This window comes from Streptomyces sp. NPDC048441, from assembly GCF_043200235.1.
GTDB lineage: Bacteria > Actinomycetota > Actinomycetes > Streptomycetales > Streptomycetaceae > Streptomyces.
Genome location: NZ_JBICXM010000004.1, coordinates 485,812 through 511,603, shown reverse-complemented (window position 1 = coordinate 511,603; position 25,792 = coordinate 485,812). Strand labels below are relative to the sequence as shown.

Genomic DNA, 25,792 nt, shown 5'->3' with positions numbered 1-25,792 from the left:
GTCCACTACGCCGCGTCCGGCTGCTCGGCGGCCGAGAGCGTGGCGAGGGCCGCCGCCACCGCGTGGCTTGCGCTCAGGTCGAGCCGGGCGCTGCTGCCCCGCACCTGGTGGCGCACCTCGTCGGCCGCGAGGGTGAGTAGCTGAGGCAGCAGATCGGTGCACCTGCGTGCCACCCAGCCGGTGCCGGCGGTAGCCAGCCACCACAGGCTCGCCGACCTGGCGGGCAGCGGCAGTTGGGGTTCGCACGAGGGTGGGCTGCCTGCCGCGAGGCCCCGTGCCGCGAGCAGCGCGTGGAAGCGGGCGGCGACCAGTCGGTGCCCTCGCTCTCCGGGGTGCAGGCGGTCCGCGCTCCACAGGGCGCGGTCGCCGACCCACTCGTCCTCCGCCAGATGCAGATGGACAGCTCCGTAGCGCTCGGACAGCGCGTGCACGACGGCGTTGACCGCGCGCTGCCGCCGGGCCAGCGGGCGGGCGAGGGCGCCGGGGAGGCCGAGCATGGCTCCGGGGTCGGGGAGGCAGGCGGTGAGCAGGTGCGCGCCTTGCCTTGTGGCGGCGGCGTAGATCTGGTCAAGGCGGGCTGCCACGGCCTGGATGTCGAATGTGCAGCGGAGGGTGTCGTTGACGCCGATGATGACGGACACCAGGTCGGGCCGCAGCACCAGCGCCTCCGGCAGCTGGCGGTTCAGCACGTCGGCGGTCTGGGAGCCGCTGACCGCCACGTTGTGGAACTCGACGTCCCGCTCGGGCGGGGCCAGTCCCGTGGCAAGGAGCGCGGCCCATCCTCGCCAGCCGTCTGCCACCGGGTCACCTATGCCCTCGGTGAGGGAGTCGCCCATGGCTACGAACCGGAGCGGGCTCACGAGGCCCGTCCCTCGGGGTGCGCCCTTTCGCCTGGTGAATCGGCGCTCGGCACCAGGGTTGTGCCTACCTGTCCCGCCTTGTGAGACGCCTGCCCACAGCTCTGATGGCTACCCGCAGAAGCCTCATGCGCCCCCAAGAACGCCCCCACCGCCCCCTCCCACCCAAAGCACTCGGCACGCGCGCGTGCCGCCTGCCTGCGGGCACGCTCAGGGCGTGCGAGCAAGGTCTGCACGGCGGTCGCGAAACCCTCCCCACTGTCCTTCGCCGCCGCGCCCGCCCCGCCCACGATCTCCGGCAGCGCCGACGACGCGCTGGACACCACCGGCGTACCGCAGGCCAGCGCCTCCAGGGCCGCGAGACCGAACGTCTCGCAGGGGCCCGGTGCCAGGCAGACGTCCGCCGCGGCTTGGAGCGCCCCCAGGGACCTGCGGTCCGCGACATGCCCCAGGAACGTCACCGGCAGCCGCCGCTCACGTGCTCGCAGCTCCAGCCTGGCGCGCAACGGCCCGTCCCCCGCGACCACCAGCACCGCGGGCACACCCCGGCCACGGAGCACCGCCAAGGCGTCGAGCGCCGTGCCGGGCCGCTTCTCCACGGAGAGCCGGGAGCACAGCACCAGAAGCACCTCCGCCCCGCCCGCGTGACGGGCACGCACACGTGGATCACGCAGTTCTGGACGGCAGACAGCCAGGTCGACGCCGAGTGGAGCGCGTACGACATTGCGCGCCCCTATGCGGATGAACTCGCGCTCGGCCCACTCCGTGGTGCACACGACACGCGCGTACGCGTGCGCGGTACGGGAGTTGAGCGCGTCGGCCGCGCGCACGGCGGCCTCCTGGGGCAGGCCCCAGGACCTCAGGACGCCGTCCGTCGTCTCGTGGGAGACCATCACGGCCGGGACCCTGCGATGCCGCGCCCACGCACCGGTCCAGCGCAGTGTCGTGCGGTCGGAGACTTCGATGCGGTCGGGGGCGAGGCCCTCCAGGAGCCGCGCCACCCTTCGGCGGTCCGTGAGGACGCGGTAGCCGCCCGTACCGGGCAGCAGAGTGCCCGGCAGCGTCACGACGCGGCCCTGGTCGGTGTCGCGGACCCCGGCCCGCTCGCCGGGCACGATCAGCACGGGGTCGTGCCCGGCCGCCAGGTAACCGCGCCCCAACTCCCGCAGCGCGGTGCGCAGTCCGCCCGACGAGGGGGCGACGAAGTTGGCGAGACGGACGATCCGCAGCGACGCGGAACCCGGCCCGCCGGGCCGTACCGCGGTCTTCCTGTACTGGGCCGCCCTCATGCCGCCACCACCGTCCGTGCGGCGAGCACCTCGGAATAGTGGCCGACGAGTTGCTCGCCGACGGCCTCCCAGGTCCGCCCTTGGACGGCCGCACGCCCGGCCGCCCCGTACGCCGCTCGCAGCCCCGGATCGGCGGCGAGCGCCCAGACCGCGTCCCGCACCGCGAGAGCGTCCTGGGGCGGCACGAGGACCCCGGTGCGGCCCGTGGCGACGAGGTCCATGGGACCGCCGGCCGCGGGCGCGACCACCGGCACACCACTGGCCATGGCCTCCTGCACGGTCTGGCAGAACGTCTCGTAAGGCCCGGTGTGCACGAAGAGGTCCAGCGAGGCGAAGATCCGGGCGAGTTCGTCCCCGGTGCGGCGCCCCAGCATGACCGAGCCCGGCAGCCGGTCCCGCACAGAAGCCTCACTCGGCCCGTCGCCGACGACGACCACCCGGACGCCCTCCAGACCGCACACCCCGGCGAGGAGCTCGACCTGCTTCTCGGGAGCGAGGCGCCCTACGTAGCCGACGATCAGCTCACCGTTCGGCGCGAGTTCCCGGCGTACGGCCTCGTCCCGGTGGGCGGGCCTGAACCGGGTGGTGTCCACGCCCCTCGGCCACAGCCGCACCCGTGGCACCCCGTGCGCCACGAGATCGCGCAGGGCGGCCGACGACGGGGCGAGGGTGCGGTCGGCCGCGGCGTGGACGGCACGGATGCGCCGCCAGGCGGTGGACTCCCCCATCCCCATGTACGTACGCGCGTAGCCGCCCAAATCGGTCTGGTAGACGGCGACGGCGGGAATGCCCTGGCGCGCGGCGGCGGCCATGCCGCGCACGCCGAGGACGAACGGGCTGGCCAGATGGACGATTTCGGCCCGGTGCGCGCTCAGCGCGGCGGACAGGCGCCGACTCGGCAGGGCCACCCTGACCTGCGGATATCCGGGAAGTGGGAGTGAGGGGACACGGATGACGGGGCAGGGCGCACTGGCATCGGTGGCGGCGTAGGACCCGGCCGCGGGGGCCGGGGCGATGACGAGGGGGTCGTGACCGCGGGCGGCGAGCTGCCGGGCGGTCTGCAGGGCGCAGTGCGCCACGCCGTTGACGTCGGGAGGGAAGGATTCGGTGACGATGACGACACGCATACCCGTGTTGTCGTCGCGCGGGGCGTGGGCACGTCAACGTGGATCTTTCCTGGCGGGGAACGTCCCATGAGCGTTCCCCTCCGCACGCCCCTGGCCGAGCGCGCTCCCGGCTACACCTCGGCCGCGTCGGGTCCGATTCTGCTCCGTACCGCGGTCTGCACCTCGTCCTCCTCGGCGGGGTCCGCGGCGAGCCTTCTGAGCTGGGTGACCACGCGGGCGTCGCCGGTCTCCGCGTGTCGTGCGGCGACCTCGCGGGTGGACTCCTCGCAGTCCCACAGGCATTCGACGGCGAATCCGGCGGCGAAGGACGGATCGGTGGCGGCGAGCGCGCGGGCAGCGCGACCTCGCAGGTGGGACGAGGCGGTTTCGCGGTAGACGTGCCGAAGGACGGGAGCCGCGCAGGCGATGCCGAGCCGTCCCGCTCCATCGACGAGCGTCCAGAGGGTCGGCGCGTCCGGGCCGTCGCCGCGGACCGCTTCCCGCAGCGCGGAGAGGACGAGGTGGCTGTCCTGGGCGCCGCCTCTGCAGGCGAGGACCCGTCCGGCGGCGGCGCCGAGCGCGTCGGGCCGGTAGGCCCAGCGGCGGGCCCGCTCCACGGCGGCGACGCTGCGCATCCGCTCGAAGGCCTCGGCCGCGGCGTCCACGACGGCTTGTGAGGGGCTCTGGACGGCGTACTCGATCAGATCGAACACATCGGGGTCGTGCGTGTCCGCGAGGTAGCGCAGAGCCGTGCCGCGCGCCCCGTCGGAGCCGTTTCGGGCCGCTTCGAGGATCTCGGCACGGTCGTCGGGCCCGGCGACGGCGCTCAGGCAGCGAGCGGCGGGCACGTGCAGGGCGGCACCACGCTCGAGCCCTTCCTGCGCCCAGTCGAAGACGGCCTGGACGCTCCAGCCCGGCCGCGGCCCCGCCGGGCGCATCTGGCGCTGCCAGCGGTCGAAGGAGCCCTGCTCCCGCGCGGCCCGCACCCGGGCGCCGACGGCCTCTCGAGGGTCTTCTTCCCACAGCCGCCAGGGCCGGGGTTCGTAGGCGTCGCGTACGACGGCGGCCAGTTCGGCCTCGCCCTCCGCGTCCCGGGGGAATCTGGCGAGCACGGGCACGGCGAGTGCGCGCAGACCCGCGTCGTCGTCCCGCAGTGCGAGCTCGTCCAGGGCCCACGCCCAATTGGTGCCGGACGCCGCGTACCGCCGCAGCAGTTCGAGGGCGTCCCGCCTGCCGTAGGAGGCGAGGTGCCCGAGGACCGCGAGTGCGAGGCCGGTGCGGGAGTCGTCCGTGTCCAGGACGTCTTCGGAGTCGAAGAGATGCCGCCCGATCTCGTCGATCCCGCCGTCGAGATCGAGGTAGAGCCTGGCGTAGTACAGCGAGCGGTTCTCCACCTGCCAGTCGTGGCGTGGATCGTGGAGCACGCAGGTCTCGAGGGCGGCGAGCGCCTCGGAGCGGGGTGCGGTGAGTGCGTGCAGCGTGCCGTCGCCGCGGCCCCGCTGGAGCAGGCCGAGCAGCGTACCGCTGGGCGCTATGACCGGATCGAACATGGGAAACAGCCTCACATCAAGCGTCGACGCAACCGGGAATCGTGAATTACCTGGCCGTGCGCCAACACGTCGGGCCGCCCGCCGTCTCTTGCTTGCTGTAGACCATCTTCCTCTGCCTCTCGTCGGTGGCCCGTAGGGATCCCGGACGAAAGGTCCGGGGGCGAGCCGCTCACGGCCCGCGCGGTGCGGCAACACCTGCCCCGCCGTCGCGTCCGTGAATCACTTCGTCATGATGACCCAGCGGTTCAGCCCGCCGCGACCACATTTCCAGCGCCCCCGTCGTTGCTGGTCAGCTACCCAGCTCAGGCCGCCCCGAACAGGTCGAGCAGCTCCGTCTTGGCGAACATCCGGGCGGTGTCCACCGCCGACGGCGTGCCCGCGGCCGGATCCGCTCCGCCGTCGAGCAGCACCCGGATCACCGCGCCCTCGCCCTTGAAGACAGCACCGGCGAGCGGCGTCTGCCCCCGGTCGTTGGCGCGGTTGGCGTCACCGCCCCGCTCCAGGAGGGCACGGACCGCTTCCGCGTGGCCGTGGTAGGCGGCGAGCATGACGAGGGAGTCGCCGCTGTCGTTGGTGAGGTTCGCCGGGACTCCTGCGTCCACGTACGCGGCGAGCGCCGCGGTGTCGCCCTGGCGCGCCAGATCGAAGATCTTGGTCGCGAGCTCCACGACCTCCGGGTCGGGGGCTTCACTCATGGAACCGGACCGCCTTTCGACTAGGGGATGACTACGGGGTGACTGGGGGCGTACGGCGTCCAGTGCGGCCGTACGAGTGAATCGACAGGGTACTGCCCGTCCGGGTACATGGCCGGGCCCGCCCGCGGCAATGATCACGACAGGACCCGTTCACCCTCCGGACCCGCGCTCGGGCGGCCCAACAGGTATCCGCCATTCGAGGGAAATTCTCAATAATTCCCCCATTTGCACCTTTTATCGTATGGATACATGCTGTGAACCTGGAACAACTCATGGTGACTGTCCCCACCAACCAGGAGAACCCTCATGATCCTGTCCATCTCAGGTGTCGTGCTGCTCGGAATCATCGTCTTTCTCTTCTTCCGCAAGGACGGCCTCAAGGCGTCCCACGCCTTGGTCGCCGCGCTCTTCGGCTTCTTCCTCGCGGGCACCGCCATCGCCCCGAGCATCAAGGCCGGCAGCGCGAGCCTGGCGAGCCTTCTCGGCGGGATCAAGTTCTGACGCCCCCTGCCCTCCGTAGTACTTCGTTCGCATGTAGTACTCCGTTCGCACCATCTGGAGACTGACGTGGCTCGGCGCCCCCTCCCCCGCATCCTGAGCAACGGCACCGCCTCGATCGCCCGCAGCCGGGAGTTCGCGCGGTCGGCCGCCGACAGCGCCACCGACGTCCTCCACCCGCTGATCACGATCACTCGTGGACTGCGCCGCCTTGCAGCCGCCGGGCGGCGCCGGTGGGCCGACACCCCCAAGGACCGGCGCGGGCCGCTGCTCTTCCTGGTGGCCTCCGTCGTCCTGGTCGTGGCCCTCATTCCGTACGGCCCGCTGCTCGCCGCCATCTGCCTGATGGCGGCCGCAGCGTGGACAGGACGGGAGCGCACGACCCCCGCGCCGACCGGCCCTGACGAGGCACAGACACAGCGGTTGCAGTCCCTCTACGAAGCGCTCGTTCCGTACTTCTCCGTCCCCGAGGACCCCGCACCGCTCTTCGCACACGGCGGCGAGTGGGACAAGGCCCTCACGTCGTACGAGTTCGACGACACCGGGCGCGTCTCCCATCTGGTGGTGCGCTACCCCGCGTACTTCACGGACGGCGAGGCCGAATCGCGCGCCCGGATCGAGCAGCTCCTGCACGCGAAGTCGGGCCGTGGCCGCGAGTACCTCTTCGAGTGGGACGAGGAGGGCAACCAGCTCACGGTGAACGTGCTGCCCCCGCTGCCCACCGACATCGCCGCCCAGCGGTTCGTCACGGCCCCCGGCGAGACCGTGCTCGGCTTCACCGATCCCACCGGAGTCCAGCGCACCCTCCCCGTGGCGGACGGCGACGAACAGCGCGACGTGCCCCCCGTCGTCTGGCGCACGGGACCCCGCTCCACCGAGCCGCACCTCCTGGTGGTCGGCGAACCCGGCAGCGGCACCACGACCCTGCTGCGCTCCATCGCCCTACAGGCCCTGTGCCACGGCGACGTCGTCATCGTCGAGGGCAGCGGCATCGGCGACTACGCCTGCCTGACCGGCCGCGACGGCGTCCTGGCCATCGAGTGCGGGCTCGCCGGGGCCCTGGCGAGCCTGGAGTGGGCCGCGCACGAGACGGAGCGGCGCCTCATCTCCGCCAACCGCGCCCGGCAGGCGGGCCACGCCGTCCCTGACGACACCAAGCGCCCCCTGTGGATCCTCCTGGACCGCCCCAGCGTGCTGGGTCACCTGGCGGCCGCCGACGGCCGCAAGGACCCTCAGTCGCTGCTCCAGGTGCCGCTGCGGCACGGCAGGGCGGCCAATGTCACGGTCGTCGTGGCCGACCAGTTCGACAGCCTGGAGGCCCTCAGCGATCCGGTGCGCCAGCACACCCGCGCGCGCGTGGTCCTCGGCGCCACGACGCTCGACCAGGTCGAGGACATCCTCGGGGTGCCGCCCCACACGACGCCCACGTCCGACGTCCCGCCCGGCCGCGGCTACGCCCGGCTCGGCACGGGTCCGGTGCACCGGCTCCAGGTGCCCGCGACGCCCGATCCGTACGACGACGCGACGAGCGAGTCGCACCGGCAAGCGGTGGTGGAGCTGCTGCCCGCGAGAAGCACCCCTGCTGGCGTCGGCACCGGCACAGAACCCGATGCCGACGCCGATGCCGACACCGTGCCCACGGAACCCGACGCGACCCCGGAGCCCGTGCCCGCCGAAGGCTGACGCTCAGGCCACGAACGCTCGCGGTGTCTCCACGCCCGACCCGGCTCCCGTCCCCACAAGACGAGCCGCCGCCGCGAGCCGCACAGCGGCCTCGTCCGCCACCGCGCCACCCACGGTGAACGGCAGCCGCACATACCCCTCGAAGGCCCCGTCCACGCCGAACCGCGGCCCTGACGGAACCCGGACCCCGACTCGCTCGCCCACCTCGGCAAGACGTGAGCCGGAGAGGCCCCCGGCGCGCGCCCACAGGGTGAGACCGCCCGCCGGTACCGCGAACTCCCAGTCGGGCAGTTCGCGGCGGACGGCGGCGACCAGGGCGTCGCGGTTCTCGCGGGCCTGGGTCCTGCGCACCTCGACGGCCGACTCCCAGCCGCCGGTGCTCATGAGCCAGTTCACGGCAAGCTGCTCCAGGACGGGGGTGCCCATGTCGGCGTACGCGCGTGCCGAGACCAGGCTGCGGATCACGTCGGGCGCGGCCCGCACCCAGCCGATGCGCATGCCCGCCCAGAAGGCCTTGCTCGCCGAGCCGACCGTGATGACGGTCGAGCCCGCGGGGTCGAACCCGCAGACGGGGCGCGGCATCGGCAGGTCGTCGTCGAGCTGAAGTTCGATCATGGTCTCGTCGACGACGAGGACCGTTCCCGCGGAGCGCGCGGCGTCGACGAGCTTGCGTCGCTGGTCCTCGTCGGCCAGGGCGCCCGTGGGGTTGTGGAAATCGGCGACCACGTAGGCGAGCCGCGGCGCGGCGTCGCGAAGCACCTGGCGCCAGCGGTCCATGTCCCAGCCTTCGAGCCCTTCGGCCATGGCGACGGGGACGAGACGGGCGCCCGTCTCGCGCATGAGCTGGAGGATGTTGGCGTACGAGGGCGACTCGACGGCGATGCGTTCACCGCGCGGCGCGAAGAGATGGCAGATCGCGTCGATGGCCCCCATGGCGCCGGTCGTGACCATGATCTGTTCGGGCATCGTCGGGATGCCGCGTGCGGTGTAGCGCTCGGCGAGCATCTGACGCAGGGTGGGCAGGCCCGCCGGGAAGTCGCCGTGGGTGTGCGCGTACGGGGGGAGTTCCTCCAGGGCGCCCTGGACGGAGCGGGTGAGCCAGGGCTCGGGCGCGGGCGGCGCCGCGCAGCCCAGGTCGATCATGGAGCCGAGTGCCTCGGGCGGCAGGGGTTCGAGACCGCGCGCGGGCAGGGGGTTCCCTGCCGGGACGGCGGTCCAACTGCCCGCTCCCCTACGGGACTCCAGGAACCCTTCGGTGCGCAGCGCCTCGTACGCGGCGGCGACCGTGGTCCGGCTCACGGTGAGGGACACGGCGAGCTCGCGCTCGGCGGGCAGGCGGGCGGCCACGGGGACGCGGCCTTCGAGGACGAGCATCCGAATGCCGTCGGCGAGGGCGCGGTAGGCCGGCGGGCGCCTGGTGCCGGGGCCCGCGGGGCGCGTCTGCTGAGAGGTGAGCAGCCGGGCGAGCTGTGTGGCGCCCACCGCCGAAGTCCACTGAGCCATGATTCCCAGTCCACCTTCCTGGAATTGGCCATGGTTGGCATCCCTTTACAAGCCACAGAGTGTCATGCGTCAGGCCACTACCACCAGCAGGGGGATCCCTTGTCCACGACCGAGCCACCGACGACTGGTCGGCCACCATCGGTGAAGCCTCACCTCACCCGTCGGCTGATCCAGCTGTACGTCGGTCTCGCGCTGTACGGCGCGAGCTCCGCGCTCCTGGTGGTGTCAGGGCTCGGCCTCGAGCCGTGGAACGTGCTGCACCAAGGGCTCGCCGAGCTGACGGGGATGTCCATCGGCGTCGTCTCGATCTTCATCGGTGCCGCGGTCCTGCTCCTCTGGATCCCGCTCAAGCAGCGCCCCGGCCTCGGCACGGTGTCCAACGTCTTCGTCGTCGGCCTGGCGATGGACGGCACTCTCGCCCTGCTGCCGGACGCGCACACTCTCATCGTCCGGATCCCCCTCCTCGTGGCCGGGATCGTCCTGAACGGTCTGGCGACCGGGCTCTACATCTCGGCGAAGTTCGGTCCTGGACCGCGGGACGGCCTGATGACGGGCCTGCACCAGCGCACCGGACGCTCGATCCGGCTGATGCGGACCCTGGTCGAGGTGGCGGTGGTCGCCACCGGCTTCGCGTTCGGCGGCACGGTGGGCATCGGCACGGTCCTCTACGCCCTTGCGATCGGCCCGCTGGCCCAGTTCTTCCTGCGCTTCTTCGCCGTCCCCGCTCCATCCGAGCGAGGCATCGTGGCCGCCGGCGGTCAACCGGAGCGGGCGATACTGCAGCGGTGACCACGCGCATACGCCACCCCTACCTCGACCACCCGGGACCGCTCGCCTTCGCCCACCGCGGCGGCGCTGCGGACGGCCTGGAGAACACCGCCGCCGCGTTCCGGCACGCCGTCGGTCTGGGGTTCCGCTACATCGAGACGGATGTGCACGCCACGTCGGACGGCAAGCTCGTCGCCTTCCACGACGCGACGCTTGACCGGGTGACGGACGGGGCCGGGCGGATCAGCGATCTCCCCTGGAGCGACGTGCGCCACGCGCGCGTGGCGGGCAGTGAGCCGGTACCCCTCTTCGAAGAGCTCCTGGAGTCGTTCCCGGACGTCCGCTGGAACGTGGATGTGAAGGCCGAGCCCGCCCTTCTCCCTCTCCTGGATCTGCTGCGCCGCACCGGCGCCTGGGACCGCGTGTGCGTCGGCTCCTTCTCCGAGGCCCGCGTGGCCAGGGCCCAGCGGCTCGCGGGACCGCGCCTGGCCACCTCGTTCGGTACGCGGGGTGTGGCGAGCCTGCGGCTGAGTTCGTTCGGCGTCCCCGCCGCGGTGCGCCGCTCCGCGGTGTGCGCACAGGTTCCCGAGGCGCACGCCGGGATCCGGGTGGTGGACCGCCGTTTCGTACGCGCGGCCCACGCGCGCGGGCTCCAGGTGCACGTCTGGACGGTCAATGACGCGGAACGCATGGCCGCTCTGCTCGACCTCGGAGTGGATGGCATCATCTCTGATCACATCGAGACGCTGCGTGAGGTGCTGAAGGACCGGGGAGCCTGGGCCTGACCGCCTTCAGGGCGGCAGCGGACCACGGGGATCAGCGAGGGGGCACGGGTGGGCACCGACACCGTGCGGGCGGCAACGACCGACGAAACGACCGAGCGACGGCGCGAGCAGCGCGGCTGGTACGTCTACGACTGGGCGTGCTCCGTCTACTCGACGAGCGTCCTGACCGTGTTCCTCGGCCCCTACTTGACGGAGATCGCCAAGTCGGCCGCCGACAAGGACGGATACGTCCACCCGCTGGGCATCCCGGTCAGCGCCGGGTCCTTCTTCGCGTACGCGGTCTCGGCGTCGGTGATCGTGTCCATCCTGGTCATGCCGCTCGCGGGCGCCGCGGCCGACCGCAGCGGCCGCAAGAAGCCGCTGCTCGCGACGGCCGCCTACCTGGGGGCCGCAGCGACGGCGGGCATGTTCTTCCTGGCGGGCGACCGCTATCTCCTCGGCGGCTTCCTGCTGATCGTCGCCAATGCCTCGCTCGCCGTCTCGATGGTGCTCTACAACGCGTATCTGCCCCAGATCGCCCCTCCGGAGGAGCGTGACGCGGTCTCGTCGCGCGGCTGGGCGTTCGGCTACGCGGCGGGCGCGCTCGTCCTGGTGGCGAATCTGATCCTGTTCCTGGCCCATGACACCTTCGGTGTCTCCGAGTCGACGGCCGTGCGCATCTGTCTGGCGTCGGCGGGCGTCTGGTGGGGCGCCTTCACGCTCGTGCCGCTGCGGCGGCTGCGCGACCGCAACACACCGCGTCCGGAAGCGTCGGCACGTGGCTGGCGGCAGCTGGCGTCGACGGTGCGCGACATGCGCCGCCACCCGCACACCCTCTCCTTCCTGCTCGCCTACCTCGTCTACAACGACGGCGTACAGACGGTGATCTCGCAGGCGTCCGTCTACGGCTCCGAAGAGCTCGGCCTCGACCAGTCCACCCTGATCGTGGCGGTACTCCTCGTGCAGGTGCTCGCGGTGGCGGGGGCGCTCGCCATGGGGCGTCTGGCACGGACGTACGGCGCCAAGCGCACCATCCTCGGCTCGCTCGTCGCCTGGACGGTGACGATCGGGGCCGGGTACTTCCTGCCCGCGGGGGCTCCGGTGTGGTTCTTCGTCCTCGCGGCGGGGATCGGTCTGGTGCTCGGCGGTTCACAGGCGCTCTCGCGGTCCCTGTTCTCGCATCTGGTGCCCGCGGGCAAGGAGGCCGAGTACTTCTCCGCGTACGAGATCAGCGACCGCGGCATGGCCTGGCTCGGGCCGCTGGTCTTCGGCCTGACGTACCAGCTCACGGGGAGCTATCGGGACGCGATCGTCTCGCTCGTGGCCTTCTTCGTGATCGGTTTCGCGCTGCTCGCACGGGTGCCTGTACGGCAAGCGGTGCGCGACGCGGGGAATCCCGTACCCGACAGGATTTAGCAACTGAAGCCAAAGGGCGGTAGTGTACGCGTTTGGCTTACCAGGCGGACCGTTACTGCGCGCTGAAGATTCAGAATCGCAGGGTGACATCTACTGCTAGATGTGACAAACCGGGCGCTGGTGGGTACAACAAGGGGCGGCATACGACGGCGACGCATGACCCTTAACGGGAATCTTTACCGCCGACCGGACGTTGACCGGATGACGACGACAGCGACACCTGTCCTGTGGGCGACAAGCCCGGGAGGCACGATTCATGAGTGAGCGAGCTCTTCGCGGTACGCGCCTCGTGGTGACCAGCTACGAGACCGACCGCGGCATCGACTTGGCTCCGCGCCAGGCCGTGGAGTACGCATGCCAGAACGGACATCGTTTTGAGATGCCCTTCTCGGTAGAGGCGGAAATCCCTGCGGAGTGGGAGTGCAAGGTCTGCGGGGTCCAGGCACTCCTTGTAGACGGCGATGGACCTGAGGAGAAGAAGGGGAAGCCTGCGCGAACGCACTGGGACATGCTCATGGAGCGACGTACTCGAGAAGAACTCGAGGAGGTCCTGGAGGAGCGCCTTGCGGTTCTCCGTTCAGGAGCCATGAACATCGCGGTGCATCCGCGGGACAGCCGCAAGTCCGCCTGACGGCGAACTGACGGCGAACTGAACAACACCGCACACGAAGGCCGGGGCCACTGCTCAGCAGTGGCCCCGGCCTTCGTGCTGTCCTGACCTGCTCTCGGCCACCAGAGAGGGGCGGCGAGAGAGGGGCGGCGAGAGAGGGGCGGCGAGCCGCTCAGCGCGGCGGCAGCTGCGGGTCGTCCGGGTGCGCGCCACGATCCTGCCGCTCGTCGTCCCTGATGACCTCGCCCTGGACGACCTTGCCGTCCGGACGGTGCATACGCGCCTGCTGGAAGGCGTCGCCGAGACCGCTCCCCGTCGTGGCCTCGCGGACTTTGCGCTCGAAGGTCTTCTCCGCGAAACGGCTGACGGCCTTCTGGACGGGCGGCACGAGGAGGAGCAGTCCCAGGGCGTCGGAGATCATCCCCGGCAGGATGATCAGCAGGCCGCCCAGCATCGTCAGGGCGTTGCCGCCGCCCCGCTCGGAGGGATGCGGCGCCAGACCGCTCTGCTGCTGTTGCACAGCCTCGCTCAGCTCGCGGAAGGCCCGGCGCCCTGCGTACTTGATGACCGCGCCACCAAGCACGAACCCGGCCACGAGCAGCAGGAACACCGTAAGACCGCCCGCGGCGCCCGCCACGACGGTGAGCAGCCAGATCTCCAGGACCAGCCACGCGGCGATGCCGAGCGGCAGGAACCTCAGGACGCGGGAGCGCGGGGGCCGGGCGGGTCTGGTGGGCGGTACGCCATTCGTCATGGCTCCAGTGTGCCTGGGCCCGGCTCAGACCGGCATAAGGGGATGATCAACAGGATCACATCAGGCGAGGTCGAGCGAGGCCGCCGCACGGCCCCTCAGGGCTTCTTGCGGTCCATCACGCGACCGACCCGCTCCCCCACGCCCCACGCGGTGACCCGCCACAGCGCCTCGGCGACGATGTCCTTGCTCATCTTGCTGTCGCCGAGCTCCCGCTCGACGAACGTGATCGGCACCTCGACGACGTGATAGCCCGACTTGATCGCCCGGCGCGCGAGGTCGACCTGGAAGCAGTAGCCCTGCGAGGCGACCTCGCTGAGGCCGATGCCTTCGAGGGTCTCGCGGCGGAAGGCGCGGTAGCCGCCCGTCACGTCGCGGATCGGCACGTCGAGCATCAGGCGTGAGTACGTACTGCCGCCGCGCGAGATGAGCTGGCGGTACTTGGGCCAGTTCACGATCCGTCCGCCCGGCACCCAGCGCGAGCCGAGGACGAGGTCGGCGCCCTTGAGCGCGGTGAGCAGCCGGGGCAGCTCCTCGGGCTGGTGGGAGCCGTCGGCGTCCATCTCGACGACCACTCCGTAGTCGTTGTCCAGGCCCCACTGGAAGCCCGCGAGATAGGCCGCGCCGAGGCCTTCCTTGCCCTTGCGGTGCAGGACGTGGACCTGGTCGTCCTCGACCGCGAGCTCATCGGCGATCTTGCCGGTGCCGTCGGGGCTGTTGTCGTCGGCGACGAGGATGTGCGCCTCGGGCACGGCAACCCGGACACGGCCGACGATGGACTGGATGTTCTCCGCCTCGTTGTAGGTCGGAATGATCACCAAGGCCATGCCGAGCGGGCCGAACTGCCTCGCCTGGTCCCCGTTTCCGGAGACCCCACCGCCGTCGTTCAAAACTGCCCCTTCGTTCGTACGCAGAGGACCACCATAGTGGCCGCCTCCCGCAGAGCCACGACGGCACGGGCGGTTGAGGGGAGTACTGCGGATCGGGGCCCGGCACCCTTCGGGCCGACCTGGGGCCCGCTGGCTGCGGGTCGACCGAGAGCCGTTGTCTACTGAGCGTCCGGGCCCCACCCGGGTCACACCTGCCGGCCCGGTGGAACGTTCCCTCGCGTCCGAAGCGCGGGCGCTGGACCTGGCTCCCAGTGGCGGTGCGCCGGTGCGGCACACCACCCATGGCCCAGCGGCGTTCGACGATCGCGTGGAGATTCTCCGGTCGGACGTCCTGTGGTGGACCCGGCCGAACCTACCGGCCGACGGCGGCGTTCTGTCAATAGCCGTTTGACCTGGGGCGATTCCACAGACTGGCAGGTCAGTGCGGAGGATACGCAGGTCGTACGACGGCAGAACGGGCCGCGATCGGCGGTACGCACCGCCGGGACATCACTCGTCCGGCCCTACGAAGACCGTCTTTCCGAAGACCACCGTGCGCAGACAGACGGGGAGTTCAGCGCCCGGCGTCAGGTCGGGCAGACCGGGCGTGCCGGAGCGCGGATCGGTCGACCAGCGCGCGACCCGGTCGTCGGGGGCCTGGACCACGAGGTCTTCGGTACGCCACACGGCGTAGTCGGCGGGCGCCCCCGGCACCAGAACACCCGCGTCGTCCCGGCCGATGGCCCGCCAGCCGCCCCGGGTATGTGCGGTGAACGCGGCGCGCACCGAGACGCGGTGCTCGAGGGTCTGATGGAACGCGGCGGCCCGCACGGTGCCCCAGGGGTCGAGCGGGGTGACCGGGCTGTCGGAGCCGAAGGCGAGCGGGACGCCGGTGCGCAGGAGGGCGGCGTACGGGTTGAGGGTGCGGGCCCGTTCGGCACCGAGGCGCTGGACGTACATGCCGTCGTCGCCGCCCCACAGGGCGTCGAAGGCGGGCTGCACGGACGCGGTGAGGCCGAGTTCGGCGAAGGCGGCGATCGTCTCCGGGGTGAGCATCTCCGCGTGCTCCACACGGTGCCTCGCGGCGCGGACGCGGGCCAGGCCGACCTTCTCGGCGGCGGCGCGGATGCCGTCGACGACGGCGCTCACGGCGGCGTCGCCGATGGCGTGGAAGCCCGCCTGGACCCCCGCCTCGGTGCAGGCGATGACGTGCGCGGTGACGGCGGCGGCGTCCAGGTACGCGGTGCCGGTGTGGGCGGCGTCGGCGTACGGCTCGTGCAGGCAGGCCGTGTGCGAGCCGAGCGCCCCGTCGACGAAGAGATCGCCCGCGGCACCGATGGCACCCAGTTCCTTTGCACGGGCGACGCCTTCGTCACCCTGCTGCGCCCAGTAGCCGACGACCCGGGGACCGGCCTCGTCGGCGGCGAGGCGAAGGAGCCCTGTGAGGTCGTCCTCGCTGGAGATCTCGGGGCCCGCGCACTCGTGCACGGAGCCGATACCGAGGGACGCGGCCCGCTTCAGGGCCGCGCGCTGGGCTTCCGATCGCTGCCGCGGGGTGAGCGCGCCGAGCGCGGCGGCGCGCACCGCGTGGTGGGCGTCGGCGGTCAGCGGCGCGTCCGGGTGGAAGCCGGTGCGCCCGGTGATGCCGGGGACGAGGTCGAGCAGTGCGGTGGTGACGACGGCCGAGTGGACGTCGACGCGGGAGAGGTAGAGGGGACGGCCACCGGTGGCGTCGTCGAGCTCCGCGCGCGTGGGCGGGCGACCGCCGGTCCAGCGGGCGGCGTCCCATCCGTGGCCGAGAAGGACGCGGTCGTGCGGGCGTGCGGCGACGTGTTCGCGTACGAGAGCCAGTGCCTCGCCGAGGGAGCGCGCACCCGTCAGATCGAGTCCCGTCAGGGCGAGTCCGGTCGATGTGGTGTGCACGTGCGCATCAGTGAACGCCGGGGTGACGAGGGCTCCTTCGAGGTCGACGACCTCGTCCACGCCGTCGGCGAACGCGTCGGCGGCGCCTTCCGACCCGACCCAGGCGACGTGCCCGCGTTCGACGACCATGGCCGTGGCGAACGGATCGGCGGGGCTGTGGACGTCTCCGCCGCGCAGCAGCACGGTGCGGTGGCCCTCAGGGCCGTTCTGGGGGGTGGTGCTCTCGCTCATGGGACCAGTCTGGCCCCTCTTGGCGTACGCCCCGCGCAGGGGTCCCCCGAGAGCGGCTCAGACCTGCGGGGGCCTCGCCTCGTACGGCGTGGAGAGCACGACCGTCGTACGGGTGGAGACGCCCGCGAGCGCGCGCAGGCGGCTCAGCAGGTGCTCGAGCTCGAGCGGGGTGGCCACCCGCACCTTGAGGATGTAGTTCTCGTCGCCCGCCACGCTGTGGCATGCCTCGATCTCCGGGACGCCGGCGAGGCGTTCGGCGATGTCGTCGGGTGCGCTGGGGTCGAACGGCTTCACCGAGATGAACGCCGTGAGCGGAAGGCCGACGGCCTCCGGGTCCACGACCGCTCCATAGCCACGGATGACGCCGCGCTGCTCCAGGCGGCGCACACGCTGGTGCACGGCCGATGTGGACAGGCCCGTGGCCTTGCCCAGGTCGGTGTAGCTCATCCGCCCGTCCTTGACGAGCAGCTGCACAATTTGTCGGTCCAGCTCCTCCATGCGCTGAACCTACAGGGCTCTTGATCCCTCCGGATACCCGTCGGCACTGCGGCGGCATCTTCGCCGGGCATGTGACGAACGCCACATACCTGTGACCGTGTCCAATGGGATGCCACGATTACCCCTACGACGGGACGGGAAGTGCTTGCTGTGGTCGAGGCCGCAGCGCCTTCTCGGCCCACCCAAGGGGGAGAATCCCATGCAGAACTTGAAGCGCCCCGGTCGCTCTGCCCGTAGCAAGCAGCAGCGCTCCGATGAATCCGCGTCGGCACTCGTATCGGAGGGCGTCGAACCGGGTGAATCCGAGTTCGACGCGTACGACACCTTCGAGATGTACCGAGTGACATGCCCCGACTGCGCGCAGCCGATCGCGCTCCTCGCCGACGAGGACGTACTGCCCGAGCACGCCCTCTGCGCCACTCCGTGGAACCCGTTCGGTCTCACGGTGTGCACGGGGACGGGTCGCGCCGCGGCCGACGCGCAGCCCGCGGACGAGACGATGGAGGCTCAGGAGCAGGAGATGGGCCTGCTGTTGACGCTCCCTCAGGGACTCGACTGGCGGACGCAGCCCTTCTCGCACGCCGGCGGCCAGAGCTCGCGCCCGCGTCGCGTGCCCGAGCAGGATCACCGTTCCGCGGCCTGACGCCTACCAGTAGCTGCCCTGCACCATCGCCGTGAGGCTGGCGTGGTGCAGGATCAGCATGTCCGGATCCACGGGCACGGCGACCTCGCCGAAGTGCACCTGCCGGTAGGCGACGCGCAACATCACGATGGCGTGCCGCAGCGCCGCGTACAGCGTGTGGAAGTCCATGGACCGCGGTGTGTGGCCGGTGAGTTGGGCGTAGCGCTCCTCGACGCGGTCGCGGTGCAGGAAGCCGGGCAGGCCGTCCTGTCCGAAGCTCACCGTCAGGTCCTGGAAGAAGCGGTGCAGATAGACCATCCATCCGATGTCTACCTCGCGGGGTGCGAGCGCCGCCATCTCCCAGTCGAGCACGGCCGCGGGTTCGAAGCCGTCGTAGATGACATTGCCGATGCGCGCGTCACCCCAGTTGAGGACGGTCTCACCCTCGACCTCGGGCCACCACTCCTCGAGCCGCTCGAAAGCGCTCTCGATGAGAGGTGAGCGGGGCAGGTCGTCCACCACCCAGTCGTAGTAGGCGCGTTGGGCGTCGACGTGGCGGCGCAGCGGGCTGCCCTCGCCGGGCAGGGCCAGGAACTCGGCCTCTTTGACGGGCACTTGGTCGTGGAGGTGGGCGATCAGGCGGATCGACGCTTCCTCCAGGCGCGCGCGTTCGGCGTCACTCGCGGAGTACAGCCAATTCCCCTCGTATGTATAGGGCATGACGTCCGGCGGCACGCGCCCCTCGACCCGCTCCATGACGAAGAAGGGCGCGCCGAGCGGCCCCGGGTCCTCCTCGAGCCAGAGCACGCGCGGCACGGGCAGGTCGGTGTGCTCGGCGACGAGCCGCATCGTGCGGTGCTGGCGCGGCAGGTCGTAGACCGGGAAGATCGTGTAAGCCGCAGGGTCCGCGGCCACGCGCAACGCGCAGGCCCGCAGCGGTGGTTGGGGGTGCTCGATGTCGAAGAGCAGGGTCTCGCTCGACATGCCGTTGGACTCGGGCACCCGCACACCGGTGGCCTTGGCGCCGGGGAGCCGCGTGTCGAGCCAGGCCGTGAGCCTGCGGGCGAGCTCATCGGGTTCACGGGTGGAGGTACGGGGGCGGGGCTGACGGGGTGCGTTCGCCATCTCAGGGCTCCTCTCAGGGCGCTACCGAGTCTCAGGGCGCTACCGAGTCGAAGCCGGTGAAGCCGCTCGGGTCGTGGCGGCCGAAGCTGCCGTGCTCGAAAATGCCATACCCCGTCTGCCCGTTGAGGGTGAAGCGGGCCGCGTGGTCGATGACTCCGTACGCGGCCATGGGGTGCGCCGCCGGGTCCGACAGGTCGTACGTACGACGGTCGGTCCAGTCGCGCCCCTGCCAGGTGCCGTGCTGCCAGTCGTCCGCGGGCGGGTAACCGGCGCCCACGGCGAGCGGCAGGGACGTCAGGACCTCGACGCCGAGCTCCAGCGGCTTGCGCCCATCGGGATCGGTGAGGTGGATGACGGCGCGCTCGGGATGGCGGGTGCCTGAGCGGTAGGTGATGTCGGCCTGGGGCCAGCCGAGTTGGCGGTCGCGCTGCCCCGGCCGTACGAGCGTCGCTTCGTTGAGGGTGCGGTAGCCGTCCGCATCCTCCTGGGCGATGACCATCAGGAAGCGGTCGTCGAAGCGCACCGGGTTCCAGATCCAGTGGAATCCCTCGGTGCCGAACTCCTCTTCAAGACGCCCGCGTTCCTCGCCGGGGATCGGCCGTACGCCCCAACTCCGGTCGCGAGTGGCGGTCCACTCCCCCGCCGTCACCGGAATCTCCTCGCCACCGACGCGGATCGTCCCCGCGCAGCCGCCCGCCTGGACGAAGCGGCGGCCTTCGAGCGAGAGCCGGTCGCCGCGCCGCTGGATGTGGTGCGGCTCCCAGAGGGCGGGGAATCCGGCGGTCCACGTGATGTCGTACGAGAGGGATTCGGGGTCGTCGGGATCGGCGGCGCACGTCAGGCGCAGCCTGCGCAGCGGCTCCTCGACGGTGATGGTCAGCGGGCCGACGGAGAGGTTCATCCGGTCGTCGCCCAGCGCGTCCGATGCGCGTACAGCATGGAGCGTATCTCCTCTGCGCAGAGTGGCGTAGGCGTCGATCACACCGACGTTCGGGTAGACGCCGAGCCCGAGGATGAGGAGCGCGCGTCCCTCATGGTCGAAGAGGTGGAAGATGCAGCGGTCGTAGGCGTTGCGGTCGCCCGTCGCGACCTGCTTCATGGAGAGCGGCACCTGGTGGATCGGGTACTCGTCGAGCGGAACGGGACGGTCGTCTGCCACGGCAAACCTCCCTGGGCGCACGGCAGTTGGTGGACGCCGGGCAAACGACAGGCCCCGACGCGAAGTTGACGGTACGTCAGACAATGCGACGGAGCCAGACACGTGCCGCCCCGCATTCACGGCGCCTTCGACCGCCCGCGGCTGGTGCGGACGCACAGATCGCGGGAGCGGACGGCCCGCCGTCACCCGGGGAAGCCGCGAACTCACGCTCGAATCCGACGGGTGGTGACTTGTCCCCCGCACCGCGCGTTGGCCCCGTATGACCACCCCCACGCCGACCCCCACCGCCCACCAGCCGACCGGCCGCCGGAGGCGCACCCTCCTGACGGCTCCCCCTTCGTCGGCAGAATCGGTTCCCCAGCCCCCTCAGCCGCCACCCCAGCGCCCTCAGCCGGCCCAGCACACCCAGGCTCCACAGCGCCCCCAGCCGCCGCAGCCCCAGCCGCCGCATGTGCAGGATCCGCCCATCTACCGCGCCCTGATCCGGCACTGGGCCGAGCGGGGCAAGACCCTGCCGGGGCGCCACGACCCGGAGTGGGTGCGCCTCGCGGCGCCTCCGGTCAGGCTCGGCCAGTTCAGCGCGAGTCGGGACTCGCGAGGTGAGTTCAGCGCGAGTCGGGACCCACGAGGTGACGGGCGATGACCATCCGCTGGATCTGATTGGTGCCCTCGACGATCTGGAGCACCTTGGCCTCGCGCATCAAACGCTCCACGGGGAAGTCCGCGGTGTACCCATAGCCGCCGAGGACCTGCACGGCGTCCGTCGTGACCTTCATCGCGGCGTCGGTGCACAGCAGCTTGGCCATGGCCGCCTGCTTGGAGAACGGCCTGCCGGCGTCCCGCAGACGCGCCGCCGCCAGGTAGAGCGCCCGGCCCGCCTCGATCTGCGTCGCCATGTCCGCGAGCATGAACCGCAGGCCCTGGAAGTCGGCGATCGGCCGCCCGAACTGCCGCCGCTCGGTGGCATAGCGCAGGGCCTCGTCAAGGGCCGCCTGGGCAACGCCGATCGCGCAGGCCGCGATGCCGAGCCGCCCGCCGTCGAGCGCGGAGAGCGCGATCGCGAAGCCCTGGCCCTCCTCACCGATGCGGCGCGCGTCGGAGACCCGTACCCCGTCGAAGTGGATCTGGGCGGTGGGCGAGCCCTTCATGCCCATCTTCTTCTCGGGAAGTGCCGCGCTCAGGCCCTCGGCGTCGCCCGGCACCAGGAACGCGGAGATGCCTCGGGCGCCTTCGCCGCCGGTGCGGGCCAGAACGGTGTAGAAGTCGGCGACTCCGCCGTGCGTGATCCACGCCTTCGTACCGGTGATCACCCAGTGGTCGCCATCTCGCACGGCCTTCGTCGACAGGGACGCGGCGTCGGACCCTGCCGCGGGCTCCGAGAGGCAGTACGCCCCGAGCAGACCGCCGCCGAGCATCGCGGGGAGGTGCTCGGCCTGCTGTTCCTTGGTTCCGTAGCCCGCGAGCGCGTGGCAGGACAGGGAGTGGACGCTGACGCCGAGGCCGACGGTGAGCCGGGCGGCGGCGAGCTCTTCCAGGACCTGGAGATAGACCTCGTACGGCTGGTCGCCACCGCCGAATTCGGAGGCGTACGGAAGCCCGAGCAGTCCGGAATCGGAGAGCAGGGTGAAGACGGCGCGCGGAAAGTGCCCCGCGTCCTCCTCCTCGGCCGCGCGGGGAGTGATCTCCCGCTGGACGAGGTCACGGACGAGCGAGAGCAGGTCCCGGGCCTCTTCCGTAGGCAACTGACGGTCGACCGGCTGCTGCGGGGTTCGCTCAGGCATGGCGGCGCATTCCTCCCTTTCGGCACTGCGGCGGACGCGCGGGGTGATGCGGCGCCACCGTGTCTCACGGCCCTGCCGATGGTGCCCTTCCGGGTCGCGGAAGGTGCTGTGACCAGCGGCTGTGGCGCGTTGAGTATGCCCGATCAGTGGCGGCCAGTCACTAGTTAACGACCGCTCACTTAAAAGATAACCGACGGCCGCAAGGCGGCCGTTGAAATTGGTCCGAACCATTGACCCACTGGTCTAGTCCTCCTAGAGTCCAGCCGAGCGCTTTTCCGCGTTCATGCCAATTCAACGTTCACTGACGTCACCTGGCACCCGCAGGTCAGACGTCACCTGGCACCCGCAGGTCAACAGCACCATGTCCCCCCATGTGCACTCTCCCCCACAAGGAGAAACGATGCTCAGACCGCACCTCCCCCGCGCCTCCTTCAAGGCGCTCATCGCCTCCGCATGTTGCGCCGTGCTCGGCGCGGGACTGCTCGCCGGCGCGGGCAGCGCAGCCGCCGGGCAGGACAGTGGGTCCACCAAGGCCGCGAGCTCCGAGGCCGCGGCCGGTTCCAAGGTCGTCGGATACTTCACCGAATGGGGTGTCTACGACCGGAACTACCACGTCAAGAACATCGAGACGTCCGGCTCGGCCGACAAGCTCACGCACATCAACTACGCCTTCGGCAACGTCCAGGGCGGCAAGTGCACCACGGGCGACGCGTACGCGGCGACCGACAAGGCATACACCGCCGACCAGTCAGTCGACGGCGTGGCCGACACCTGGGACCAGGACCTGCGCGGCAACTTCAACCAGCTGCGCAAGCTCAAGAAGCTCCACCCGAACCTCAAGGTCCTGTGGTCCTTCGGCGGCTGGACCTGGTCCGGCGGCTTCACCGAGGCCGCCAAGAACCCCGCGGCGTTCGCCCAGTCCTGCTACGACCTCGTCGAGAACTCCAAGTGGGCCGATGTCTTCGACGGCATCGACATCGACTGGGAGTACCCGAACGCCTGTGGTCTGACCTGTGACACCAGTGGGCGCGCGGCGTACAAGGACGTGATGTCCGCGGTGCGTTCGAAGTTCGGCGGGGACAACCTCGTGACCTCGGCCATCCCGGCCGACGCGGAGGAGGGCGGCAAGATCGACGCCGCCGACTACGCGGGCGCCGCCCAGTACGTCGACTGGTACAACCCGATGACGTACGACTACTTCGGCGCCTGGGACGCGAAGGGCCCGACCGCCCCGCACTCGCCGCTGAAGGCGTACGAGGGTGCACCGAAGGCGAGCTGGAACACCGAGTCCACGATCAAGAAGCTCCAGGGCCTCGGTGTCCCGTCCGACAAGCTGCTGCTCGGCATCGGCTTCTACGGCCGCGGCTGGACGGGCGTCACACAGAAGGAGCCCGGTGGCACCGCGACCGGAGCCGCCGCGGGCAAGTACGAGGCGGGTATCGACGACTACAAGGAACTTAAAGCCAAGTGCCCGGCCAACGGCACCGTCGGCGGGACCGCGTACGCCCACTGCGGATCCGACTGGTGGAGCTATGACACCCCGGCGACCATCGCGGGGAAGATGGACTACAAGAACCAGGCGGGGCTCGGCGGCACGTTCTTCTGGGAGCTGAGCGGTGACACCGCGAACGGCGAGCTGATCAAGGCCATCAACTGATCTTCGCTACTGGCTGGTTGGGGGCGGGAGTCTTCGGACTCCCGCCCCTTCCTCGTACTCCGTGCGCTCCGTGTGTTCCTCATGGCCGTGGCGGGGCCGGGAAGGACGGCTCGAAGTCCTCGATGGTGCGCAGGGTGTCACCGAGGGTCCGCACGAGCAGCTCGCACACCGTGTCGCGCGTCAGCTCCTGGTGGCCCACCCAGTCGAGCGTGATGCCCTCGACGCTGCACAGCCAGCCGAGGAGCGCGGTGCGTGCGAGGCGCGGGATCTCCTTGCGGCCGTACGCACCTTCGGCGATGGCGGCGATCATCGCCTCGCGCACACCGTCCCGTACGGCATGTACCTCGGTATCGAACCCGACGCCACCGCTGATGATGGTGCGGTACGCCGCCTGGTGGTGCTCGGCATAACGGAGATAGCCGTCGATGGTGCGCTGCACCCGCTCCACGGGCGGCAGGTCGTCGTGGCGTCCGGCGCGGGCGACCAGTTCGGACACGGAGTCCTCGATGATCGCGAGGTAGTAGCCGCGTTTGGACTTGAAGTAGTAGTAGATCAGCCCTTTGGCGACGCCCGCCTGCTTCGCGATGTCGTCCATCGACAGGGCGTCGTAGGACGTGTCGGCGAACAGCTTCCGGCCGATGCTGATGAGTTCGGCGCGGCGCGCCACGGAGCGGTCGGTGCCGCGCTGTTGACTATTATTCAATTTCGGCCCTAGTCTCCAACTGCCTCGGGATGTCCGCAGTATGGCAGAACCGTGCCACCTGCGATTCGGCTCCCGAAGGCGCTTCACGCACTCCCCTTACGCACGCTTGAGCACGCGGTACGACGTACGGGAGGAAACCAGTGGGCGCAGCACGCAACGCTTCACGCGAGGGCAGAACCTCCTGGAAGAAGACGGCCGTCGTGGCCCTGCCGGCCGTCCTGGCCGTCGGCGCGATGGCCTCCGTGATGGCCGAGGGGGCGCTCGCCGCCTCGTTCGCCGTCTCGGGCACCAGCTTCCAGGTGTCATCCGGCAAGCTCAGCAGCAAGGGCCTGTCGTCCTACGTACAGACCGACCGGGACGTCGACGGCAAGGGGCACCCGGTGGCGCTCCTCGGGATCGGCGACGCGACACTGTCCGACATCTGCCAGGCCGCCGAGGTCAAGACCCCGGTGGGCACCGTGGTGTTCAAGCTGACGGCGGGCGGTTCGGCGGGCGAGGTCACCGCCAGCAATCTCATCATCGACGGCGAGGACCTGAACGGCGACGCCCGCTTCGGCACCGCCGAGATCGGCCGGGACGCCTCGACACTCGACGAAGTGCCGGGAGTCAAGGGCGAGAAGGGGAAGTTCGGGCTACAGGCCGGGGACATCACCGTCTCCGGCGTGAAGTCGCACGCCTGGTCGGCGACCGGCGGGAACTTCCGGCTCAAGGGCATGAAGGTCGACGTCAGCATCGGCGGCAAGAAGTGCTTCTGACCGGCGGCCGGAGAGCCGGGGTCAGGGCATGGGGCAGGGACGGCGGCGGCTGGCTCGACGAACGCCTTCCGCTGCGGGAGCCGCGCCGGGTGCTGCGCAGATGGCGGCGCACCCGGCCCTTCTGGGGCGGTCTGCTGCTGATCCTGGGCGGCGCCGAACTGCTCCTCGTGCCCCTTTCGCCGCTGACGGTCCTGGTCAGTCTGGGGCTCGGCGGGCTCGCGGCGATCGGCATCGGGCTCGCGCTTGTCGCCGCCGGGATCTTCCTGTGGCTCCTGCCGCACGCCCATCACTATGTGAGCGTCAACGCCCTGATCCTTTCGGTGCTTTCGTTCGCGGCGACCAATCTCGGCGGGTTCCTGGTGGGCATGGTGCTCGGCATCGCGGGCAGCGCGATGGGCTTCGGCTGGACGCCGGTGCCGGAGGACGCGGAGGAGGGCCCCGAGCGGCCGAAGGTGCGGGACGGGCAGGGCACACGGACGCTCGGTGTGCTGCTTCCGGTGATCATCATCGGGGCGACGCTGTGGGGCGGCACTCCGGCGAAGGCGGCGCCCGGCGACGCGGTCGTCACACCGAGGACACCGCCGACGGTCACCACCACGCTCTTCTCGCCGCAGGGCTTCCTCCTGGCCGGCGTACGCGAGATCCCCACGGCCGACGGGCCGTTGAAGGTCATGGTGCTGAAGATGAAGGCCGCCTCGCTCACCGACTACCGGCTGAAGACGCGCGACGGCAGCCGTGAACTCGCCCTGGGCGCCGACACCTTGGACCTGAGCGGCTCCGTCACGCTCTATCTGACGAAGTTCAAGGGCTGCCTGGAAGGGCTGCTCTGCCTGACCTTCACGCCCGACAAGCTGCCGGTGCCTCCCGTAGTGCCGCCGTTCGCCTTCATGACCGACGTGGAGGCCGAACAGGCCCTGGTCACATCGGACTTGATCGTCGCGGGCGGACTCACCCTGAAGGCATCGGCATGAAGGTATCG

At 70.8% G+C, this 25,792-nt stretch carries 24 protein-coding genes; 10 read left to right on the top strand and 14 right to left on the bottom strand.

Annotated features, from left to right (window positions below):
• Nucleotides 1-5 precede the first annotated feature (5 nt).
• The 5 genes from ACGFSB_RS13520 to ACGFSB_RS13500 form a co-directional block, all read right to left on the bottom strand.
• On the bottom strand, nucleotides 6-860 hold the full coding sequence (locus ACGFSB_RS13520) for an SGNH/GDSL hydrolase family protein (protein WP_393397976.1): 855 nt from the start codon (nucleotides 858-860) through the stop codon (nucleotides 6-8).
• The gene (locus ACGFSB_RS13515) at nucleotides 857-2,146 is read right to left on the bottom strand and encodes a glycosyltransferase (RefSeq protein WP_393397974.1); all 1,290 of its coding nucleotides are present in this window, start codon (nucleotides 2,144-2,146) and stop codon (nucleotides 857-859) included. The genes ACGFSB_RS13520 and ACGFSB_RS13515 overlap by 4 nt, the downstream gene beginning before the upstream one ends.
• On the bottom strand, nucleotides 2,143-3,273 hold the full coding sequence (locus ACGFSB_RS13510) for a glycosyltransferase family 4 protein (protein ID WP_393397972.1): 1,131 nt from the start codon (nucleotides 3,271-3,273) through the stop codon (nucleotides 2,143-2,145). Before ACGFSB_RS13510 ends, ACGFSB_RS13515 begins: the two co-directional genes overlap by 4 nt.
• 110 nt (nucleotides 3,274-3,383) lie before the next feature.
• Nucleotides 3,384-4,802, bottom strand: coding sequence for a HEAT repeat domain-containing protein (locus tag ACGFSB_RS13505; RefSeq protein WP_393397970.1), 1,419 nt, complete (start codon nucleotides 4,800-4,802; stop codon nucleotides 3,384-3,386).
• A 302-nt stretch (nucleotides 4,803-5,104) separates the two neighbouring features.
• Nucleotides 5,105-5,497: an ankyrin repeat domain-containing protein gene (locus ACGFSB_RS13500; protein ID WP_393397968.1), complete on the bottom strand. Its 393-nt coding sequence runs from the start codon at nucleotides 5,495-5,497 to the stop codon at nucleotides 5,105-5,107.
• A 306-nt stretch (nucleotides 5,498-5,803) separates the two neighbouring features.
• On the opposite strand from ACGFSB_RS13500, the gene ACGFSB_RS13495 reads away from it, so the two are divergent.
• Both ACGFSB_RS13495 and ACGFSB_RS13490 read left to right on the top strand, forming a co-directional pair.
• On the top strand, nucleotides 5,804-5,998 hold the full coding sequence (locus ACGFSB_RS13495; protein ID WP_393397966.1) for a hypothetical protein: 195 nt from the start codon (nucleotides 5,804-5,806) through the stop codon (nucleotides 5,996-5,998).
• 66 nt (nucleotides 5,999-6,064) lie between these two features.
• A complete protein-coding gene (locus tag ACGFSB_RS13490; RefSeq protein ID WP_393397964.1) occupies nucleotides 6,065-7,678 on the top strand; it encodes a hypothetical protein in 1,614 nt (537 codons plus the stop codon).
• A 3-nt stretch (nucleotides 7,679-7,681) separates the two neighbouring features.
• On the opposite strand, the gene ACGFSB_RS13485 is transcribed toward ACGFSB_RS13490, so the two are convergent.
• Nucleotides 7,682-9,181, bottom strand: a complete 1,500-nt coding sequence (locus ACGFSB_RS13485; RefSeq protein WP_393397962.1) for a PLP-dependent aminotransferase family protein — start codon at nucleotides 9,179-9,181, stop codon at nucleotides 7,682-7,684.
• A gap of 141 nt (nucleotides 9,182-9,322) precedes the next feature.
• Here ACGFSB_RS13485 and ACGFSB_RS13480 point away from each other — a divergent pair, with 141 nt between their 5' ends.
• The 4 genes from ACGFSB_RS13480 (at nucleotide 9,323) to ACGFSB_RS13465 (ending at nucleotide 12,760) form a co-directional block, all read left to right on the top strand.
• Nucleotides 9,323-9,970: a YitT family protein gene (locus tag ACGFSB_RS13480; protein WP_393397960.1), complete on the top strand. Its 648-nt coding sequence runs from the start codon at nucleotides 9,323-9,325 to the stop codon at nucleotides 9,968-9,970.
• Nucleotides 9,967-10,734, top strand: coding sequence for a glycerophosphodiester phosphodiesterase (locus ACGFSB_RS13475; RefSeq protein ID WP_393397958.1), 768 nt, complete (start codon nucleotides 9,967-9,969; stop codon nucleotides 10,732-10,734). Before ACGFSB_RS13480 ends, ACGFSB_RS13475 begins: the two co-directional genes overlap by 4 nt.
• A gap of 48 nt (nucleotides 10,735-10,782) precedes the next feature.
• Nucleotides 10,783-12,129, top strand: coding sequence for an MFS transporter (locus ACGFSB_RS13470; RefSeq protein WP_393397956.1), 1,347 nt, complete (start codon nucleotides 10,783-10,785; stop codon nucleotides 12,127-12,129).
• 256 nt (nucleotides 12,130-12,385) lie between these two features.
• The gene (locus tag ACGFSB_RS13465) at nucleotides 12,386-12,760 is read left to right on the top strand and encodes an RNA polymerase-binding protein RbpA (RefSeq protein ID WP_393397954.1); all 375 of its coding nucleotides are present in this window, start codon (nucleotides 12,386-12,388) and stop codon (nucleotides 12,758-12,760) included.
• 151 nt (nucleotides 12,761-12,911) lie between these two features.
• Here ACGFSB_RS13465 and fxsA read toward each other — a convergent pair whose 3' ends face one another.
• The 4 genes from fxsA to ACGFSB_RS13445 all read right to left on the bottom strand — a co-directional run bounded on the left by fxsA (nucleotide 12,912) and on the right by ACGFSB_RS13445 (nucleotide 17,011).
• Nucleotides 12,912-13,493, bottom strand: a complete 582-nt coding sequence (gene fxsA / locus ACGFSB_RS13460; RefSeq protein ID WP_393397952.1) for an FxsA family membrane protein — start codon at nucleotides 13,491-13,493, stop codon at nucleotides 12,912-12,914.
• Between the two features lie 95 nt (nucleotides 13,494-13,588).
• Nucleotides 13,589-14,380, bottom strand: a complete 792-nt coding sequence (locus tag ACGFSB_RS13455) for a polyprenol monophosphomannose synthase (protein ID WP_393397950.1) — start codon at nucleotides 14,378-14,380, stop codon at nucleotides 13,589-13,591.
• Between the two features lie 489 nt (nucleotides 14,381-14,869).
• The gene (locus ACGFSB_RS13450) at nucleotides 14,870-16,513 is read right to left on the bottom strand and encodes an amidohydrolase (RefSeq protein ID WP_393397948.1); all 1,644 of its coding nucleotides are present in this window, start codon (nucleotides 16,511-16,513) and stop codon (nucleotides 14,870-14,872) included.
• 57 nt (nucleotides 16,514-16,570) lie between these two features.
• Complete coding sequence (locus ACGFSB_RS13445) at nucleotides 16,571-17,011, bottom strand: Lrp/AsnC family transcriptional regulator (protein ID WP_249591185.1); 441 nt, start codon at nucleotides 17,009-17,011, stop codon at nucleotides 16,571-16,573.
• 199 nt (nucleotides 17,012-17,210) lie between these two features.
• Between ACGFSB_RS13445 and ACGFSB_RS13440 the strand changes: the two genes are divergently transcribed.
• Complete coding sequence (locus tag ACGFSB_RS13440) at nucleotides 17,211-17,654, top strand: hypothetical protein (protein ID WP_393397945.1); 444 nt, start codon at nucleotides 17,211-17,213, stop codon at nucleotides 17,652-17,654.
• 3 nt (nucleotides 17,655-17,657) lie between these two features.
• On the opposite strand, the gene ACGFSB_RS13435 is transcribed toward ACGFSB_RS13440, so the two are convergent.
• From ACGFSB_RS13435 to ACGFSB_RS13425, 3 genes are all read right to left on the bottom strand, one after another.
• Nucleotides 17,658-18,758: a phosphotransferase family protein gene (locus ACGFSB_RS13435; protein WP_393397943.1), complete on the bottom strand. Its 1,101-nt coding sequence runs from the start codon at nucleotides 18,756-18,758 to the stop codon at nucleotides 17,658-17,660.
• Between the two features lie 31 nt (nucleotides 18,759-18,789).
• Entirely contained in the window at nucleotides 18,790-19,917 is a 1,128-nt protein-coding gene (locus ACGFSB_RS13430; protein WP_393397941.1) for a hypothetical protein, read from the bottom strand.
• 605 nt (nucleotides 19,918-20,522) lie between these two features.
• The gene (locus ACGFSB_RS13425) at nucleotides 20,523-21,698 is read right to left on the bottom strand and encodes an acyl-CoA dehydrogenase family protein (protein WP_393397939.1); all 1,176 of its coding nucleotides are present in this window, start codon (nucleotides 21,696-21,698) and stop codon (nucleotides 20,523-20,525) included.
• A gap of 400 nt (nucleotides 21,699-22,098) precedes the next feature.
• Between ACGFSB_RS13425 and ACGFSB_RS13420 the strand changes: the two genes are divergently transcribed.
• Nucleotides 22,099-23,355, top strand: a complete 1,257-nt coding sequence (locus ACGFSB_RS13420; protein WP_393397937.1) for a glycoside hydrolase family 18 protein — start codon at nucleotides 22,099-22,101, stop codon at nucleotides 23,353-23,355.
• Between the two features lie 79 nt (nucleotides 23,356-23,434).
• Here ACGFSB_RS13420 and ACGFSB_RS13415 read toward each other — a convergent pair whose 3' ends face one another.
• On the bottom strand, nucleotides 23,435-24,058 hold the full coding sequence (locus tag ACGFSB_RS13415; RefSeq protein ID WP_393397935.1) for a TetR/AcrR family transcriptional regulator: 624 nt from the start codon (nucleotides 24,056-24,058) through the stop codon (nucleotides 23,435-23,437).
• Nucleotides 24,059-24,291: 233 nt separating this feature from the next.
• Between ACGFSB_RS13415 and ACGFSB_RS13410 the strand changes: the two genes are divergently transcribed.
• Together ACGFSB_RS13410 and ACGFSB_RS13405 are read left to right on the top strand one after the other, a co-directional pair.
• On the top strand, nucleotides 24,292-24,813 hold the full coding sequence (locus ACGFSB_RS13410) for a DUF6230 family protein (protein WP_393398087.1): 522 nt from the start codon (nucleotides 24,292-24,294) through the stop codon (nucleotides 24,811-24,813).
• A complete protein-coding gene (locus ACGFSB_RS13405; protein WP_393397933.1) occupies nucleotides 24,804-25,784 on the top strand; it encodes a DUF6114 domain-containing protein in 981 nt (326 codons plus the stop codon). Before ACGFSB_RS13410 ends, ACGFSB_RS13405 begins: the two co-directional genes overlap by 10 nt.
• The last annotated feature ends 8 nt before the right edge of the window (nucleotides 25,785-25,792 follow it).

Excerpts from the sequence above, each read along its gene's own strand:
- ACGFSB_RS13465 (WP_393397954.1), top strand. The coding sequence starts at position 12,386 with ATGAGTGAGCGAGCTCTTCGCGGTACGCGCCTCGTGGTGACCAGCTAC.
- fxsA (WP_393397952.1), bottom strand. The coding sequence starts at position 13,493 with ATGACGAATGGCGTACCGCCCACCAGACCCGCCCGGCCCCCGCGCTCC.
- ACGFSB_RS13505 (WP_393397970.1), bottom strand. The coding sequence starts at position 4,802 with ATGTTCGATCCGGTCATAGCGCCCAGCGGTACGCTGCTCGGCCTGCTC.
- ACGFSB_RS13445 (WP_249591185.1), bottom strand. The coding sequence starts at position 17,011 with ATGGAGGAGCTGGACCGACAAATTGTGCAGCTGCTCGTCAAGGACGGG.
- ACGFSB_RS13435 (WP_393397943.1), bottom strand. The coding sequence starts at position 18,758 with ATGGCGAACGCACCCCGTCAGCCCCGCCCCCGTACCTCCACCCGTGAA.
- ACGFSB_RS13450 (WP_393397948.1), bottom strand. The coding sequence starts at position 16,513 with ATGAGCGAGAGCACCACCCCCCAGAACGGCCCTGAGGGCCACCGCACC.
- ACGFSB_RS13420 (WP_393397937.1), top strand. The coding sequence starts at position 22,099 with ATGCTCAGACCGCACCTCCCCCGCGCCTCCTTCAAGGCGCTCATCGCC.
- ACGFSB_RS13485 (WP_393397962.1), bottom strand. The coding sequence starts at position 9,181 with ATGGCTCAGTGGACTTCGGCGGTGGGCGCCACACAGCTCGCCCGGCTG.
- ACGFSB_RS13515 (WP_393397974.1), bottom strand. The coding sequence starts at position 2,146 with ATGAGGGCGGCCCAGTACAGGAAGACCGCGGTACGGCCCGGCGGGCCG.
- ACGFSB_RS13510 (WP_393397972.1), bottom strand. The coding sequence starts at position 3,273 with ATGCGTGTCGTCATCGTCACCGAATCCTTCCCTCCCGACGTCAACGGC.
- ACGFSB_RS13495 (WP_393397966.1), top strand. The coding sequence starts at position 5,804 with ATGATCCTGTCCATCTCAGGTGTCGTGCTGCTCGGAATCATCGTCTTT.
- ACGFSB_RS13410 (WP_393398087.1), top strand. The coding sequence starts at position 24,292 with ATGGCCTCCGTGATGGCCGAGGGGGCGCTCGCCGCCTCGTTCGCCGTC.
- ACGFSB_RS13440 (WP_393397945.1), top strand. The coding sequence starts at position 17,211 with ATGCAGAACTTGAAGCGCCCCGGTCGCTCTGCCCGTAGCAAGCAGCAG.
- ACGFSB_RS13500 (WP_393397968.1), bottom strand. The coding sequence starts at position 5,497 with ATGAGTGAAGCCCCCGACCCGGAGGTCGTGGAGCTCGCGACCAAGATC.
- ACGFSB_RS13425 (WP_393397939.1), bottom strand. The coding sequence starts at position 21,698 with ATGCCTGAGCGAACCCCGCAGCAGCCGGTCGACCGTCAGTTGCCTACG.